This is a genomic window from Escherichia sp. TC-EC600-tetX4, from assembly GCF_019356055.1.
Lineage (GTDB): Bacteria > Pseudomonadota > Gammaproteobacteria > Enterobacterales > Enterobacteriaceae.
In genome coordinates, this window is the sequence record NZ_CP079924.1 from 4,402,303 (window position 1) to 4,418,244 (window position 15,942).

The 15,942-nt window shown below is 50.2% G+C and carries 15 protein-coding genes and 1 pseudogene; 7 read left to right on the plus strand and 9 right to left on the minus strand.

Going from position 1 to position 15,942, the window contains the following annotated elements; translation table 11 throughout:
• Positions 1-310: 310 nt before the first annotated feature.
• The 9 genes and pseudogenes from yiiF to yihV form a co-directional block, all read right to left on the minus strand.
• Positions 311-553: a protein YiiF gene (gene yiiF / locus KXD89_RS21310; RefSeq protein WP_001086388.1), complete on the minus strand. Its 243-nt coding sequence runs from the start codon at positions 551-553 to the stop codon at positions 311-313.
• Between the two features lie 217 nt (positions 554-770).
• Complete coding sequence (locus KXD89_RS21315; RefSeq protein WP_001295676.1) at positions 771-989, minus strand: CopG family transcriptional regulator; 219 nt, start codon at positions 987-989, stop codon at positions 771-773.
• 376 nt (positions 990-1,365) lie between these two features.
• Positions 1,366-1,482: pseudogene (locus KXD89_RS22620) on the minus strand (hypothetical protein); the annotation flags it as partial.
• Positions 1,483-1,841: 359 nt separating this feature from the next.
• The gene (fabY, locus tag KXD89_RS21320) at positions 1,842-2,783 is read right to left on the minus strand and encodes a fatty acid biosynthesis protein FabY (protein WP_001297068.1); all 942 of its coding nucleotides are present in this window, start codon (positions 2,781-2,783) and stop codon (positions 1,842-1,844) included.
• A gap of 44 nt (positions 2,784-2,827) precedes the next feature.
• On the minus strand, positions 2,828-3,265 hold the full coding sequence (gene dtd / locus KXD89_RS21325) for a D-aminoacyl-tRNA deacylase (protein ID WP_000560983.1): 438 nt from the start codon (positions 3,263-3,265) through the stop codon (positions 2,828-2,830).
• Positions 3,262-4,134, minus strand: a complete 873-nt coding sequence (locus tag KXD89_RS21330) for a virulence factor BrkB family protein (protein ID WP_000920762.1) — start codon at positions 4,132-4,134, stop codon at positions 3,262-3,264. The genes dtd and KXD89_RS21330 overlap by 4 nt, the downstream gene beginning before the upstream one ends.
• On the minus strand, positions 4,128-4,727 hold the full coding sequence (yihX, locus tag KXD89_RS21335) for a glucose-1-phosphatase (protein ID WP_001295269.1): 600 nt from the start codon (positions 4,725-4,727) through the stop codon (positions 4,128-4,130). Before yihX ends, KXD89_RS21330 begins: the two co-directional genes overlap by 7 nt.
• Before the next feature lie 98 nt (positions 4,728-4,825).
• Positions 4,826-5,611 carry a DeoR/GlpR family DNA-binding transcription regulator gene (locus tag KXD89_RS21340; RefSeq protein WP_000059678.1) on the minus strand — a complete coding sequence of 262 codons (786 nt, stop codon included), beginning with the start codon at positions 5,609-5,611 and terminating at the stop codon, positions 4,826-4,828.
• A gap of 33 nt (positions 5,612-5,644) precedes the next feature.
• On the minus strand, positions 5,645-6,541 hold the full coding sequence (yihV, locus tag KXD89_RS21345; protein WP_000621656.1) for a sulfofructose kinase: 897 nt from the start codon (positions 6,539-6,541) through the stop codon (positions 5,645-5,647).
• 167 nt (positions 6,542-6,708) lie between these two features.
• Here yihV and yihU point away from each other — a divergent pair, with 167 nt between their 5' ends.
• From yihU to KXD89_RS21380, 7 genes are all read left to right on the plus strand, one after another.
• Positions 6,709-7,605 (plus strand): sulfolactaldehyde 3-reductase, encoded by an 897-nt coding sequence (yihU, locus tag KXD89_RS21350; protein ID WP_000718893.1) that lies wholly within the window; start codon positions 6,709-6,711, stop codon positions 7,603-7,605.
• Positions 7,606-7,628: 23 nt separating this feature from the next.
• Complete coding sequence (gene yihT / locus KXD89_RS21355) at positions 7,629-8,507, plus strand: sulfofructosephosphate aldolase (protein ID WP_001046453.1); 879 nt, start codon at positions 7,629-7,631, stop codon at positions 8,505-8,507.
• 16 nt (positions 8,508-8,523) lie between these two features.
• Positions 8,524-9,765 (plus strand): sulfoquinovose isomerase, encoded by a 1,242-nt coding sequence (gene yihS, locus KXD89_RS21360; RefSeq protein WP_000870916.1) that lies wholly within the window; start codon positions 8,524-8,526, stop codon positions 9,763-9,765.
• A gap of 137 nt (positions 9,766-9,902) precedes the next feature.
• A complete protein-coding gene (locus KXD89_RS21365) occupies positions 9,903-10,805 on the plus strand; it encodes an aldose-1-epimerase (RefSeq protein WP_001295268.1) in 903 nt (300 codons plus the stop codon).
• Positions 10,806-11,003: 198 nt separating this feature from the next.
• On the plus strand, positions 11,004-13,040 hold the full coding sequence (gene yihQ, locus KXD89_RS21370; protein ID WP_000380843.1) for a sulfoquinovosidase: 2,037 nt from the start codon (positions 11,004-11,006) through the stop codon (positions 13,038-13,040).
• Positions 13,041-13,085: 45 nt separating this feature from the next.
• The gene (locus KXD89_RS21375) at positions 13,086-14,471 is read left to right on the plus strand and encodes an MFS transporter (protein ID WP_000018380.1); all 1,386 of its coding nucleotides are present in this window, start codon (positions 13,086-13,088) and stop codon (positions 14,469-14,471) included.
• Positions 14,472-14,513: 42 nt separating this feature from the next.
• Positions 14,514-15,917, plus strand: coding sequence for an MFS transporter (locus KXD89_RS21380; protein ID WP_001295267.1), 1,404 nt, complete (start codon positions 14,514-14,516; stop codon positions 15,915-15,917).
• Positions 15,918-15,942 lie beyond the last annotated feature (25 nt).

Sequence of the window (15,942 nt, forward strand, 5' to 3'; positions counted from 1 at the left end):
GGCGCAGGTCGCCCGGATTACAGCTCATAGGGTGTGACGACACCATCTCTCGTATTCCGCGTTACCACCTCAAGCTATGCCGCCAGTGCCGGTTTGGCCTCAATTTACCCACCACCACATCAATAAGGTTATGGGCATGAGACTGATGACAAGCGTAAGATTGCCTGATGCGCTGCGCTTATCAGGCCTACCAATAAACTGCAATACATTGAATTTATACGACTTTGTAGGCCGGATAAGGCGTTCACGCCGCATCCGGCATGAACAACGCGCACGTTGTCAGCAATCTGATTGACATCATTTTTTCCCATTACCATTCCTCGCGCAGCTTACGCTGATATTCGACACCATCTTCCTCACACCCTTGCCAGATGCCAGGAACACTGGTTCTTGCTGTTTGCGATTGATTTATCAGGTATTGATCTACCGCTTCCCTTAATAGGTCCGCACGAGGAAGATTACGCTGCACCTCGAGATCATCAAGTTGCTTAATCACCTCATTCGATAAATCGAGTAAAATTCTGCCCATATCTATACCTGCCAGAGAGTTCATAAATATCTCGCCAATATCATTTTTGAATCTATGGAGAGAAAAGTACCCTTGCCGAATCTTTAAAGAAAGCTCATTTACGCATCATTTTTTATTTTTGCGAGGCGTTTTCCAGATATGATGTAACAGTTGCAGTTATTATAAGTTCAAGTAAAACAGCCTTGTATTAATACCAGAATAAGGGCATCTGTTTTTTATATTCAAGAATGAAAAATTTTTGTCATTCCTTATGCTCCTTACACTGATCATCAACACCAACTACCTCCCCCTTTTGCCTGCCTCCCTTTGCTTTACGCACCGGGAATTGCTGACGTTCCAGATATTGCTCTACCGCTTCGCGTAAAATTGCAGATCGTGAAACCTTACGCCAGCCCCGAAGCTTGTTCAGCCGTTTAATTGCCTCTTCTGATAAATGAAGAAAAACCGTATTCATCGCCATTACCAATACCTTACATATATTACTCATTAATGTATGTGCGAAAATTACGCCGGAAAATCATTTAAAAAAAGCGGATTTTTGCATGTTGTTTTGTTTTTGCGAGGCGTTTTCCAGAAATAATAAGAGTGTTGCAGTTGTTTCATTTATTACTCAAAAATGGTTTAGTTATCGCCCAGGATGAATTATGGGTGCTATGAATATATTATATTCAGAGATATTTATTTGCATAATCTGAATGGTGTAGCCGAAAAACGTCAGCATCCTAACAGCACCAGGATTTAAGGTGAAATTAATCTTTCATCACAGACCGGTCAGTACTGCCACCAACCGGTCTTTACTTGCTCATCGTTATAATTTTGTTGGTAACAGTTCGGGAAAGTTGTTTTTCTAAATTAACAACAGAATAACTTTCTTGTTTAATGAGATTAATATTGGCAACCATTATAGCCTCCTTCCCACGGTTTAAGAGCAAACATACAACATAATTATTCATAACATACAGAGCAGTAAATGAATGATACTGACAATGATGCTAGTCCATTATCTTTGCATAATATTTGTTAGCTATAGATTTTAAAAATATTTATGAGAAAAGTATGGCACCAGAGGGGGTTTTGACTATCAAAAATCGCTCAAACATGAACTAAGATGATGAATTAAGCATTATCTGCGATAATTGCCACTCAGTTCTACAAATAATATTTAAATGCTCCTGAACAGTGATGTAGCAAGACACGTATGGAGCCAACGAAGAATAAAAATTTATAGAGTTCTTATTTAATATAACCGAAATAGCCAAGGACTAATATAAATGACCTGAATGAGAGAGGCAGCACCGCCCCTCTCCATCAGCTACTCTTCTTCGTTCCCGCCCTCTTCATACGGGCCAAATGGCTTCGCGGGCAGAACGATATACGTGCCTTCAAACACTGCACCCGGCGTCTCGTCGCCAAAGATTTCGACCTGCATCTGCACCCGTGCTTTTCGTCCGCGCGCCAGACGGTCGAGATCGCCGCTTAAGGCACCGAGGTCGGCTACCGCATGAGGTTTACCGCTAATCGGCTTGCTGTAGCGGATATGCGCATCCGCAAGAATAATCGTTCCGCCGAGGTGGCGTTCACGCAGCATCAGCCAGATAAGTCCCCAACCAGTGAGCGTCGCCAGTGAGAATAAACTCCCGGCAAACAGCGTATGGTGCGGATTCTGATTGCCGGTTTCTGGCATGGTAGTGATAAATTTTTGCCCGGTATATTGCTGAATGCGCACGCCCATTTTTTCACTAAGCGGGATATGTTCGTACCACGCCTGTTGCAGCTGCGCGCACCAGTCGCCGCGATGCAGAATGTCATCCAGAGTGGCGACGGGCTTAATCATCAAAAAATGGCGAATCGGCGTGGTGGTTGGCGTGGTGATTTCTCCCTGATTAACAAACCCCAGCTTGGCGAAAAACTCCACCGCGTCTTCACGGGCGCTACAGGTCACGCGCTTAACGCCTTCCTGACGCGCCACCGACTCCAGGGTCATCGCCATCAGCGTGCCTAACCCTTTGTCCTGCACGTCGGGATGAACGGCCATAAAGCGAATGGACGCTTCATTGTCGGCATTAATATACAGTCGGCCTACCGCCACCAGATTACCCTGCTCGTCGACGACCATCTGGTGATGCGCCATCGCATCCCACGCGTCGCGTTCCGAACCTTTTGGTTGATGCAGGGGCTTACGCAACATTTCCCAGCGAAACTGATAGTAACGCTCTAATTCTTCTTCTGTTTGTGGAACCCGAAGGTGATACATAGCGATACTCTCTCTTGTTTCCCGTGACAACCCTGGAAGCTGGCTCATACCTGCAACCAGAATGTCACGGGGCCATCATTGACCAGCGATACCTGCATATCCGCAGCGAAGCGTCCTGTTTGCGTGTTCATCTCTTGCTGACGGCAGCGTTCGACGAAATAGTCATATAACGCCTCTGCGCGATCCGGTGATGCACCTTTGGAGAAACTTGGGCGCATCCCCCGTTCGGTATCTGCGGCGAGGGTAAACTGGGAAACCACCAGCACACTGCCGCCCGCCTGTTGCACGTTGAGATTCATCTTGCCTTCGGCATCGCTAAAGATGCGGTAGCCGAGCACACGCTCGCACAGACGGTTTGCTTTCTGTTCGTCGTCATCCTTTTCGACACCCAATAACACCAAAAGTCCCGCGCCAATTTCGCCCGTCACTTCTCCCTCCACGGTGACGCTGGCACGGGTTACGCGTTGAATTAATGCAATCATGGTTCGTCGTCTTCTTCTTGTTCAGCTGCTTGTTTTAGTTTGCGGTATTCCCCGAGAGTGACAGTAATTTCCGCGCCAAGCAAGACGATACACCATGTCCAGTAGACCCAAACAAAGAGAATGGGGATCACCGCCAGCACACCATAAATGAGCTGATATGACGGGAACATGGTGATATAAAGCGCGAAACCTTTCTTTCCTGCTTCGAACAGGAGTGCGGCGACAAACGCGCCGACAATCGCGTCGCGGTTAGGTACGCGGATGGTAGGAACAATGCTGTACAGCAACCAGAAGGAGATCCACGACAACAGCAACGGAAAAATACGCAGCACGTTGTCGATGACAGTATTGAGATCGCTCGCCCAGCGCAGGGAGAGCAAATAGGAACTGATCGCCAGACTGGCCCCTGCCAGCAGCGGCCCCAGCGTTAAAATCATCCAGTACACGGCGAACGAGTAAATTTTTGGTCGCGCTCGTTTACTGCGCCAGATGGTATTCAACGCGCTATCGATGGAGTACATCAACAATAACGCGGTGACGATCAGCCCGCACGCCCCAACGGCGGTCATCTTGTTGGAATTGGCAACAAATTGTTCGATATACCGCTGAATAACATCGCCAGTAGCAGGCAGAAAGTTGGCAAAAATAAAGTGACGTAACTGAATGCTGACGTCGGAAAACATGGGAAAAGCGGCGAAAAGCGCAAAAACAACGGCAACCAGCGGCACTAATGAGAGCAACGACACATAGGCAAGGTTACCTGCCAGGGTTGTCATGTTGTCCTCATCAATGCGTTGCCAGAGTAGTTTTAGCCAGGCCCATAGTGGACGGGTACGGTGCCTGGCTTTGTCCTGAATGGTTTTTAGCATAACACCTTCGCGAAATAGTCCGGGATGGTGGTTTTATCTTTCACCAGAATACTGGTAATGCCCAGCTGATTGGCTCCTTCTATATTATCGGCGTTATCGTCGAAAAAGACCGTATCGCTGGGTGAAAAACCTTCCGCCTGCAAAACATGCTGGTAAATTCGTGCTTCAGGTTTGCGCATCCCCAGATCTTGCGACAGATAGATATGGTCAGCAGCATCACGAATTTCCGGGTATTCTTCCGGCCAGAAGGTGGTATGCAGGCGGTTGGTATTGGAAAGCACCACCACGCGATGCCCCTGCTCACGCAGTTTATGCATGATGGCGATCACTTCCGGGCGCAGCGCAACAAACACCGCCTGCCAGCCGTGAGAGAACTGCTCGTAGCTTAGCGGTAGAGCCATCTCATGACACAGCGCCTCTGCGAACGCTTCGTCGCTAATTTCCCCACGCTCATGCTGATGAAACGCCTCCCCCATATGAAAACTCTTCTTAAGCGATGCCAGCGGAATACGCGTTAAATCGCTCCAGGCTCCCAGCACACGGTTAAAGTCGATATCGACAATCACATTACCTAAATCAAAGATATAGAGCATTTTTGCCTCCTTTCGCGCCACAAGAAATTAACTGTAGCGGGAAAGGATGGGTTTGGCTATGTGGCAAGGTATGAAGCCAGGTTAACGGTCACAAAAATCTACGCGTCTTCCTGGGGAAGAATGATTTCAATTTGGCTGTCTTGTAAGCGTGATTTTAGCGCAGCGGGCGGCAGCTCGTCGGTAAAGAGCGCAGTGACCTGTGCCACGTTACCAATTTCAACCGCCGCCGAAGCATGATACTTAGTGTGATCGGCGACCAGCAGAATATTTCTCGCGTGCGCCATCATCGTTTTCACCACGTTAGCTTCGTTTACATCAAACTCCATCAACGCGCCATCGCTCTCAATCGCCCCAACGCTTGTTACCAGATAATCAGCACGAAAATCAGCCACAAAGGACGCCGCTGAAGGGCCAATGATCCCGCTATTATGAGAGCGCAACGTACCGCCGGGCACCATCACTTCAAAGCGCGGGTTGTGGTAAAGAATATGCGCCACACGCAGGCTGTTGGTGATTATCCGCAAATGATTATGGTTAAGTAACGCCCGGGCAACATGCTCAACAGTCGTACCAATGGTGATAAATATTGTTGAACCATCAGGAATATAGTCTGCCACCGCTTCGGCAATCGCTTTTTTTTCCTCGGTTTGCGAAACCTCACGCTGCTCGAACGCCGTATTAACGACGCTGGAAGCCCGACCCGCGCCACCGTGATGGCGCGTAATCAGGCCTTGCTCGCTTAATTTACGAATATCCCGGCGGACCGTCTGCGTGGAGACATCCAGCAGATTTGCCAGCTCATCAATATTCATATACCCACGCTCGGCGATCAGCATGAGGAGTTGGTCGTGCCGCGGGTTACCGGTTAGTTCGGTAAGGCTCATGAAAATTCCTCGAAAAACCATCACCCTGGCATTTTATACAAAAAGTGACAAAAAAGATCGGGTTTGATCACAGTCAGGGATCCCGGCTCGTCCACCGGGACGTGTGCATTTTAACGCCGCTACACCGCTGGCGAAGCGGACTGACTCCGCTAAATCCCCACTTGTTGCCAGCGCCACCGCCAAAGCGCCGTGAAAAACATCACCCGCACCTGTGGTATCTACCACATCAACTTTGAAGGCCGGTTGATGCTGACGCCCACCATTTTCCAGCCAGTCGCAGCCTGCGCTACCCTGGGTCACATAGACATGACCATTTGTGAGCGTTTGTGCCTGTTTTAGCGCACTGGCCATCTCTTTCACGCCCGTTAAGCGCGCCAGACCCGGTTCTGAAAAGGCCGCGTGATCGCTTAATGCCACCAGCTCACTGATATCCTGCGGCGTAATGTCCCCGTCCAGAACGGTCATCACACCCGCCTGACGGGCCAGGGTGAAGGCTTTTTTAGCGCCGTCGTGCCAGCGTACATCTGCCAGCACAACATCCCACTGAGAGAAATCAATTTCCTCCAACCACTCTGCGTCAGGCAGCAGATCCGGGCTGGGGTAGTTAATGATTATCCGCTCGCCTTTGGTATCCACCATGATGGCGGATTGCGAAGATTTCGCCTGGTTATACCGTTTGGTGTAACGGGTGTTAACGCCCCAGGATTCCAGCTCTGCCAGCAGGCTGTTGCCCGTGTCGTCATCACCTACGCGACCAATAAAATCGACCTGCGCCCCCAGCCTTGCCGCCGCAACCGCTGCCGTCGCCGCTGGCCCGCCACCAACTTCCGTATAATTTCTCGCCACGTATTTACCGCTCTCCGTCGGTAACCCTTCCACGTAATAGATGCGATCCATCACGGTTATACCTACACAAGCAACACGAATCATGGTCATTCCTTAAACATTTTGGGATGCGTTCATTTTAATTTCACCAATTGTTTAAAAAGTGACGGCTGTCAATTTTTTGACGATAAATTACAAATACGATCAAAAACAGACAAGCAAAGCATGTCATAAATGACAAAAAGTGACATAACTGTATTCAGGAGAGGGTTATGGCAGCAATCGCGTTTATCGGTTTAGGACAAATGGGTTCGCCAATGGCGAGCAATTTATTGCAGCAAGGGCATCAACTTCGCGTCTTTGATGTGAACGCCGAAGCTGTGCGGCATCTGGTAGACAAAGGTGCGACTCCCGCCGCCAACCCGGCGCAGGCCGCTAAAGATGCCGAATTTATCATTACCATGTTGCCGAATGGCGATCTGGTGCGCAACGTGTTGTTCGGTGAAAACGGCGTTTGCGAAGGCTTATCTACCGATGCGCTGGTCATTGATATGTCCACCATCCATCCGCTGCAAACCGATAAATTGATTGCCGATATGCAAGCCAAAGGCTTCAGCATGATGGATGTTCCGGTAGGCCGTACTTCTGCAAATGCCATTACCGGTACTCTGTTACTGCTGGCTGGCGGCACCGCTGAACAAGTTGAACGTGCCACACCGATCCTGATGGCGATGGGCAGTGAGTTGATCAACGCTGGCGGTCCGGGCATGGGGATCCGCGTTAAGCTCATCAACAACTACATGAGCATCGCGCTCAATGCGCTTTCGGCAGAAGCCGCCGTTTTGTGCGAAGCCCTGAATCTTCCCTTCGATGTTGCCGTCAAAGTGATGAGCGGTACCGCCGCCGGTAAAGGTCACTTCACCACTTCCTGGCCAAACAAAGTCCTCAGCGGAGATCTTTCTCCCGCCTTCATGATCGATCTTGCCCATAAGGATCTTGGCATCGCCCTTGATGTCGCCAACCAGCTGCATGTGCCAATGCCGCTGGGGGCCGCCTCACGGGAGGTTTATAGCCAGGCGCGCGCAGCGGGTCGCGGTCGCCAGGACTGGTCCGCCATTCTGGAACAGGTCCGTGTCAGTGCCGGGATGACTGCCAAAGTAAAAATGTAACGACTGGATAAAGGAATAAATGAATGAATAAGTACACCATCAACGACATTACGCGCGCATCGGGCGGTTTTGCCATGCTGGCGGTCGATCAGCGCGAAGCCATGCGCATGATGTTTGCCGCGGCTGGGGCACCCGCTCCGGTAGCCGATAGCGTTTTAACTGATTTCAAAGTTAACGCTGCAAAGGCCCTCTCGCCTTATGCCTCGGCGATTCTGGTAGATCAACAATTCTGCTACCGCCAGGTGGTTGAGCAAAACGCGATTGCCAAAAGTTGCGCCATGATTGTCGCCGCCGATGAGTTCATTCCTGGCAACGGTATTCCGGTCGATAGCGTGGTTATTGACCGCAAAATCAATCCGCTACAGATCAAACAAGACGGTGGCAAAGCCTTAAAACTGCTGGTGCTGTGGCGTAGTGATGAAGATGCGCAGCAACGTCTGGATATGGTGAAAGAGTTCAACGAACTGTGCCACTCACACGGTCTGGTAAGCATCATTGAGCCAGTCGTCCGCCCACCGCGTCGTGGCGATAAATTCGATCGCGAACAAGCGATCATCGATGCCGCCAAAGAGCTGGGCGACAGTGGCGCTGACCTCTACAAAGTTGAAATGCCGCTTTATGGCAAAGGTCCGCAACAAGAGCTTCTCTGTGCTTCACAACGTCTGAATGACCATATCAATATGCCATGGGTGATCCTCTCTTCCGGTGTCGACGAAAAACTGTTCCCGCGTGCCGTACGCGTGGCAATGACGGCGGGCGCATCGGGATTCCTGGCAGGCCGTGCAGTCTGGGCATCGGTCGTCGGTTTACCAGACAACGAGCTGATGCTGCGTGACGTTTGCGCACCGAAATTACAACAACTTGGCGATATCGTCGACGAAATGATGGCTAAACGCCGCTAAGATGAGGATAAAAGGAATGAAATGGTTTAACACCCTAAGCCACAACCGTTGGCTGGAACAGGAAACCGACCGCATCTTTGATTTTGGTAAAAATTCCGTAGTGCCGACTGGTTTTGGCTGGTTAGGCAATAAAGGGCAAATCAAAGAAGAGATGGGCACCCATCTGTGGATCACCGCTCGTATGTTGCACGTTTATTCCGTTGCTGCGGCGATGGGTCGACCTGGCGCTTACTCGTTGGTTGATCACGGTATCAAAGCCATGAACGGCGCACTGCGTGATAAAAAATATGGCGGCTGGTATGCCTGCGTGAATGACGAGGGCGTGGTGGATGCCTCCAAACAGGGCTATCAACACTTCTTTGCTCTGCTGGGTGCCGCCAGCGCCGTCACAACGGGTCACCCGGAAGCGCGCAAGCTGCTCGATTACACCATTGAAATTATCGAGAAATATTTCTGGAGCGAAGAAGAGCAGATGTGCCTGGAATCCTGGGACGAAGCCTTCAGCAAAACCGAAGAGTACCGCGGCGGCAATGCCAATATGCACGCGGTGGAAGCTTTCTTGATTGTTTATGACGTCACTCACGACAAAAAATGGCTGGATCGCGCGATTCGCGTGGCTTCCGTGATTATCCACGACGTCGCCAGAAATAATCATTATCGCGTTAACGAACACTTCGATACCCAGTGGAATCCGCTGCCGGATTACAACAAAGATAACCCGGCGCATCGCTTCCGCGCGTTCGGAGGTACACCAGGCCACTGGATCGAATGGGGCCGTTTAATGCTGCACATCCATGCTGCCCTGGAAGCCCGTTGCGAACAACCACCAGCATGGCTGCTAGAAGATGCCAAAGGTCTGTTTAACGCCACCGTGCGCGATGCCTGGGCACCCGATGGCGCGGACGGGATTGTTTATACCGTTGACTGGGAAGGAAAACCGGTGGTCCGCGAACGTGTACGTTGGCCTATCGTCGAAGCAATGGGTACGGCCTACGCGCTCTACACCGTCACTGGCGATCGCCAGTATGAAACCTGGTATCAAACATGGTGGGAGTACTGCATTAAGTACCTGATGGACTATGAAAATGGTTCCTGGTGGCAGGAGCTGGATGCGGACAATAAGGTCACCACCAAAGTCTGGGACGGCAAACAGGATATTTATCACCTGCTGCATTGCCTGGTGATCCCGCGTATCCCGTTAGCGCCCGGCATGGCTCCAGCGGTTGCAGCGGGTCTGCTGGATATTAATGCGAAATAACTGATCTGAAAATAGGGTGCGGGTTTTCCCCTCTCCCTAACCCTCTCCCCAAAGGGGCGAGGGGACCGTCCGGTGCAGTTTTTGGGTTTGACATCAGCCTCACGGGAGGCTGTATGTCGTTAATTAAGGTGCCTTGTATGCAAATCACCAATATGCATTGCAGTGGACAGACCGTTTCACTTGCCGCGGGGGATTATCACGCGACCATTGTGACCGTCGGTGCTGGTCTGGCTGAATTAACCTTTCAGGGTTGTCATTTAGTCATCCCGCACAAACCCGAAGAGATGCCGCTGGCGCATCTGGGTAAAGTGCTTATTCCGTGGCCGAACCGGATCGCCAACGGCTGTTACCGCTATCAGGGGCAGGAATATCAGTTACCCATTAATGAACATAGTTCAAAAGCCGCTATTCACGGGCTGCTTGCCTGGCGAGACTGGCAAATTAGTGAATTAACCGCCACCAGCGTTACCCTGACAGCTTTTCTGCCGCCCAGTTACGGCTATCCGTTTATGCTGGCTTCACAAGTTGTTTATTCGCTCAACGCACACACGGGTCTTTCCGTTGAGATCGCAAGCCAGAATATCGGCACTGTCGCAGCGCCTTATGGCGTGGGTATTCATCCTTATTTAACCTGCAACTTAACATCTGTTGATGAATATCTGTTCCAGCTTCCGGCAAACCAGGTTTATGCCGTCGATGAGCACGCGAATCCGACAACGCTTCACCACGTTGATGAGCTGGATTTAAATTTCACGCAGGCGAAAAAAATAGCCGCGACAAAAATCGACCACACCTTTAAAACCGCTAATGATTTGTGGGAAATGACCATTACCCATCCACAGCAGGCGCTTTCGGTAAGCCTTTGTTCCGATCAACTCTGGGTGCAGGTTTATAGCGGTGAAAAATTACAGCGTCAGGGACTGGCAGTTGAACCTATGAGTTGCCCGCCTAACGCCTTTAATTCAGGTATCGACTTATTATTACTGGAATCAGGAAAACCGCACCGCCTGTTTTTTAATATTTACGGACAGAGAAAATAACTTGTATTGATTAGCAGTCAAAATCATTGAAGAACATTTCACTCGCTAAAGGCAACATTATGTATCTTCAATTTATTAAGTTAAAAACAGCTCAGCTTCTGTAAAGTTTTTATATATCAGTTTTATGAGAATCATTTTACATAAGCCTGTAATAACAGGAAGGCAACAATCTCGTTCTCAACTCTATGGAGATTAGTTATGGATACGCCACGTCCACAGTTATTAGATTTTCAATTTCATCAGAATAACGACAGTTTTACCCTACATTTTCAACAACGTCTTATTTTAACCCATAGCAAAGATAATCCTTGTTTATGGATTGGCTCAGGTATAGCGGATATCGATATGTTCCGCGGTAATTTCAGCATTAAAGATAAACTACAGGAGAAAATTGCGCTTACCGACGCCATCGTCAGCCAGTCACCGGATGGTTGGTTAATTCATTTCAGCCGTGGTTCTGACATTAGCGCCACGCTGAATATCTCTGCCGACGATCAGGGGCGTTTATTGCTGGAACTACAAAACGACAACCTTAACCACAACCGTATCTGGCTGCGCCTTGCCGCTCAACCAGAGGACCATATCTACGGCTGCGGCGAACAGTTTTCCTACTTCGATCTGCGTGGCAAACCGTTCCCGCTATGGACCAGTGAACAAGGCGTTGGTCGCAACAAACAAACCTATGTCACCTGGCAGGCCGACTGCAAAGAAAATGCGGGCGGCGACTATTACTGGACTTTCTTCCCACAGCCTACGTTTGTCAGCACGCAGAAGTATTACTGCCATGTTGATAACAGTTGCTATATGAACTTCGACTTTAGTGCCCCGGAATACCATGAACTGGCGCTGTGGGAAGACAAAGCAACGCTGCGTTTTGAATGTGCTGACACATACATTTCCCTGCTGGAAAAATTAACCGCCCTGCTGGGACGCCAGCCAGAACTGCCCGACTGGATTTATGACGGAGTAACGCTCGGCATTCAGGGCGGGACGGAAGTGTGCCAGAAGAAACTGGACACCATGCGTAACGCGGGCGTGAAGGTCAACGGCATCTGGGCGCAGGACTGGTCCGGTATTCGTATGACCTCTTTTGGCAAACGCGTGATGTGGAACTGGAAGTGGAACAGCGAAAACTACCCGCAACTGGATTCACGCATTAAGCAGTGGAATCAGGAGGGCGTGCAGTTCCTGGCCTATATCAACCCGTATGTTGCCAGCGATAAAGATCTCTGCGAAGAAGCGGCACAACACGGCTATCTGGCAAAAGATGCCTCTGGCGGTGACTATCTGGTGGAGTTTGGCGAGTTTTACGGCGGCGTTGTCGATCTCACTAATCCAGAAGCCTACGCCTGGTTCAAGGAAGTGATCAAAAAGAACATGATTGAACTCGGCTGCGGCGGCTGGATGGCTGACTTCGGCGAGTATCTGCCCACCGACACGTACTTGCATAACGGCGTCAGTGCCGAAATTATGCATAACGCCTGGCCTGCGCTGTGGGCGAAGTGTAACTACGAAGCCCTTGAAGAAACGGGCAAGCTCGGCGAGATCCTTTTCTTTATGCGCGCCGGTTCTACCGGTAGCCAGAAATACTCCACCATGATGTGGGCGGGCGACCAGAACGTCGACTGGAGTCTCGACGATGGCCTGGCGTCGGTTGTCCCGGCGGCGCTGTCGCTGGCAATGACCGGACATGGCCTGCACCACAGCGACATTGGCGGTTACACCACCCTGTTTGAGATGAAGCGCAGCAAAGAGCTGCTGCTGCGCTGGTGCGATTTCAGCGCCTTCACGCCGATGATGCGCACCCACGAAGGTAACCGTCCTGGCGACAACTGGCAGTTTGACGGCGACGCAGAAACCATCGCCCATTTCGCCCGTATGACCACCGTCTTCACCACCCTGAAACCTTACCTGAAAGAGGCCGTCGCGCTGAATGCGAAGTCCGGCCTGCCGGTTATGCGCCCGCTGTTCCTGCATTACGAAGACGATGCGCACACTTACACCCTGAAATATCAGTACCTGTTAGGTCGCGACATTCTGGTCGCTCCGGTGCATGAAGAAGGCCGTAGCGACTGGACGCTCTATCTGCCGGAGGATAACTGGGTCCACGCCTGGACGGGTGAAGCGTTCCGGGGCGGGGAAGTTACCGTTAATGCGCCCATCGGCAAGCCGCCGGTCTTTTATCGCGCCGATAGCGAATGGGCGGCACTGTTCGCGTCGTTAAAAAGCATCTAATCACATCCGCCCGTGGGGAAACTCATGGGCAAAGGGAGAACATCGATGAGTCACATCACAACGGAAGATCCAGCAACTTTACGCCTGCCCTTTAAAGAGAAACTCTCTTACGGTATTGGCGACCTGGCCTCTAACATCCTGCTGGATATCGGTACGCTTTATCTTTTGAAGTTTTATACCGACGTTCTGGGGCTGCCAGGCACCTATGGCGGCATTATCTTTTTGATTTCAAAATTCTTTACTGCGTTTACCGATATGGGTACCGGCATTATGTTGGATTCCCGACGCAAGATCGGTCCAAAAGGTAAGTTCCGTCCTTTTATTCTGTATGCGTCATTCCCGGTCACCTTACTGGCGATCGCCAACTTTGTCGGCACACCGTTTGATGTCACCGGTAAAACGGTGATGGCCACTATTCTGTTTATGCTTTACGGACTGTTTTTCAGCATGATGAACTGCTCCTACGGCGCAATGGTTCCCGCTATCACCAAAAACCCCAACGAACGCGCCTCACTGGCGGCATGGCGTCAGGGCGGCGCTACGCTGGGCCTGCTGCTGTGCACGGTGGGATTCGTGCCAGTTATGAATCTTATCGAAGGTAATCAGCAACTTGGCTATATCTTCGCCGCCACGCTGTTTTCACTGTTTGGCCTGCTGTTTATGTGGATCTGCTACTCGGGCGTGAAAGAGCGTTATGTCGAAACCCAGCCTGCTAATCCGGCGCAAAAGCCGGGCCTGCTGCAATCTTTCCGCGCAATTGCGGGTAACCGCCCGCTGTTCATTCTGTGCATTGCCAACCTCTGCACTTTAGGGGCGTTTAACGTCAAGCTCGCCATCCAGGTCTATTACACCCAGTACGTGCTTAACGATCCCATCCTGTTGTCGTATATGGGATTTTTCAGCATGGGCTGTATTTTCATCGGCGTATTCCTGATGCCTGCCTCAGTCAGACGTTTTGGCAAGAAGAAAGTTTATATCGGCGGCCTGCTGATTTGGGTGCTGGGCGATCTGCTCAACTATTTCTTCGGCGGCGGTTCGGTCAGCTTCGTGGCGTTCTCCTGCCTGGCGTTCTTTGGCTCAGCGTTTGTTAACAGCCTGAACTGGGCGCTGGTTTCCGACACCGTCGAGTACGGCGAGTGGCGCACCGGCGTGCGTTCGGAAGGAACGGTCTACACCGGTTTTACCTTCTTTCGCAAAGTGTCTCAGGCGCTGGCTGGTTTCTTCCCCGGCTGGATGCTGACGCAAATTGGCTATGTGCCGAACGTCGCACAGGCTGACCACACCATTGAAGGGTTACGCCAGTTGATCTTCATCTACCCAAGCGCACTGGCGGTAGTCACCATTGTGGCGATGGGTTGCTTCTACAGCCTGAACGAGAAGATGTATGTCCGCATTGTGGAAGAGATAGAAGCCCGTAAACGCACGGCGTAATAATAATAAACGACGCCCTGCGGGGCGTTATAAGGAGTGATTATGTCTGACCATAATCCACTGACATTAAAACTGAATCTGCGGGAAAAAATCGCCTATGGTATGGGCGACGTCGGTTCGAATTTAATGCTCTGCATCGGTACTCTGTATCTCCTCAAATTTTATACCGATGAATTAGGGATGCCTGCTTACTATGGCGGGATTATCTTTCTGGTGGCGAAGTTTTTTACCGCGTTTACCGATATGCTCACCGGATTTTTACTCGACTCGCGGAAAAATATTGGGCCTAAAGGCAAATTTCGTCCCTTTATTTTATATGCAGCGGTTCCGGCGGCGTTAATTGCAACGCTCCAGTTTATCGCCACCACCTTTTGTTTGCCGGTTAAAACGACGATTGCCACCGCGCTGTTTATGATGTTTGGACTTTCATACAGTCTGATGAACTGCTCGTATGGTGCGATGATCCCGGCAATTACCAAAAACCCGAATGAGCGCGCGCAGCTCGCGGCTTACCGCCAGGGTGGTGCAACCATAGGGCTATTGATTTGTACCGTGGCGTTTATTCCGTTGCAGTCGCTTTTTTCTGACTCAACCGTCGGTTATGCCTGTGCGGCACTTATGTTCTCCATTGGCGGCTTTATTTTTATGATGCTGTGCTACAGAGGCGTCAAAGAGCATTATGTGGACACAACGCCAACCGGACATAAAGCCAGTATTCTCAAATCATTTTGCGCGATATTTCGGAATCCGCCATTGCTGGTTTTATGCATTGCTAACTTGTGTACCCTGGCGGCATTTAATATCAAACTGGCGATTCAGGTCTATTACACCCAGTATGTGCTGAATGATATTAATTTATTGTCGTGGATGGGATTCTTCAGTATGGGATGCATCCTCATCGGCGTATTACTGGTGCCATTAACTGTAAAATGTTTTGGTAAAAAACAGGTTTATCTGGCTGGCATGGTGCTGTGGGCGGTGGGTGATATACTGAATTATTTCTGGGGAAGTAACTCTTTCACTTTCGTCATGTTCTCTTGTGTCGCCTTTTTTGGCACGGCCTTTGTAAACAGCCTGAACTGGGCACTGGTACCAGATACCGTAGATTACGGTGAATGGAAAACCGGTATTCGTGCCGAAGGTTCTGTTTATACCGGTTATACCTTCTTTCGTAAAATTTCTGCCGCACTTGCTGGCTTCTTGCCAGGCATTATGCTGACGCAAATTGGTTATGTTCCCAACATCGCGCAAAGCGATGCGACATTACAGGGTTTGCGTCAGCTCATTTTTATCTGGCCTTGTGCACTGGCAATTATTGCTGCATTGACGATGGGATTCTTTTACACACTCAATGAAAAACGGTTTGCATTGATTATTGAGGAAATCAACCAACGCAAAAATAAAGAGATGGCGACAGAAGAAAAAACGGCTTCCGTAACGTTATAAATGTCAATAGCCGCTATTTCCATCC

Coding starts and splice junctions, on each gene's coding strand:
- yiiF (WP_001086388.1), bottom strand. CDS start 553: ATGAACTCTCTGGCAGGTATAGATATGGGCAGAATTTTACTCGATTTA.
- KXD89_RS21315 (WP_001295676.1), bottom strand. CDS start 989: ATGGCGATGAATACGGTTTTTCTTCATTTATCAGAAGAGGCAATTAAA.
- fabY (WP_001297068.1), bottom strand. CDS start 2,783: ATGTATCACCTTCGGGTTCCACAAACAGAAGAAGAATTAGAGCGTTAC.
- dtd (WP_000560983.1), bottom strand. CDS start 3,265: ATGATTGCATTAATTCAACGCGTAACCCGTGCCAGCGTCACCGTGGAG.
- KXD89_RS21330 (WP_000920762.1), bottom strand. CDS start 4,134: ATGCTAAAAACCATTCAGGACAAAGCCAGGCACCGTACCCGTCCACTA.
- yihX (WP_001295269.1), bottom strand. CDS start 4,727: ATGCTCTATATCTTTGATTTAGGTAATGTGATTGTCGATATCGACTTT.
- KXD89_RS21340 (WP_000059678.1), bottom strand. CDS start 5,611: ATGAGCCTTACCGAACTAACCGGTAACCCGCGGCACGACCAACTCCTC.
- yihV (WP_000621656.1), bottom strand. CDS start 6,541: ATGATTCGTGTTGCTTGTGTAGGTATAACCGTGATGGATCGCATCTAT.
- yihU (WP_000718893.1), top strand. CDS start 6,709: ATGGCAGCAATCGCGTTTATCGGTTTAGGACAAATGGGTTCGCCAATG.
- yihT (WP_001046453.1), top strand. CDS start 7,629: ATGAATAAGTACACCATCAACGACATTACGCGCGCATCGGGCGGTTTT.
- yihS (WP_000870916.1), top strand. CDS start 8,524: ATGAAATGGTTTAACACCCTAAGCCACAACCGTTGGCTGGAACAGGAA.
- KXD89_RS21365 (WP_001295268.1), top strand. CDS start 9,903: ATGCAAATCACCAATATGCATTGCAGTGGACAGACCGTTTCACTTGCC.
- yihQ (WP_000380843.1), top strand. CDS start 11,004: ATGGATACGCCACGTCCACAGTTATTAGATTTTCAATTTCATCAGAAT.
- KXD89_RS21375 (WP_000018380.1), top strand. CDS start 13,086: ATGAGTCACATCACAACGGAAGATCCAGCAACTTTACGCCTGCCCTTT.
- KXD89_RS21380 (WP_001295267.1), top strand. CDS start 14,514: ATGTCTGACCATAATCCACTGACATTAAAACTGAATCTGCGGGAAAAA.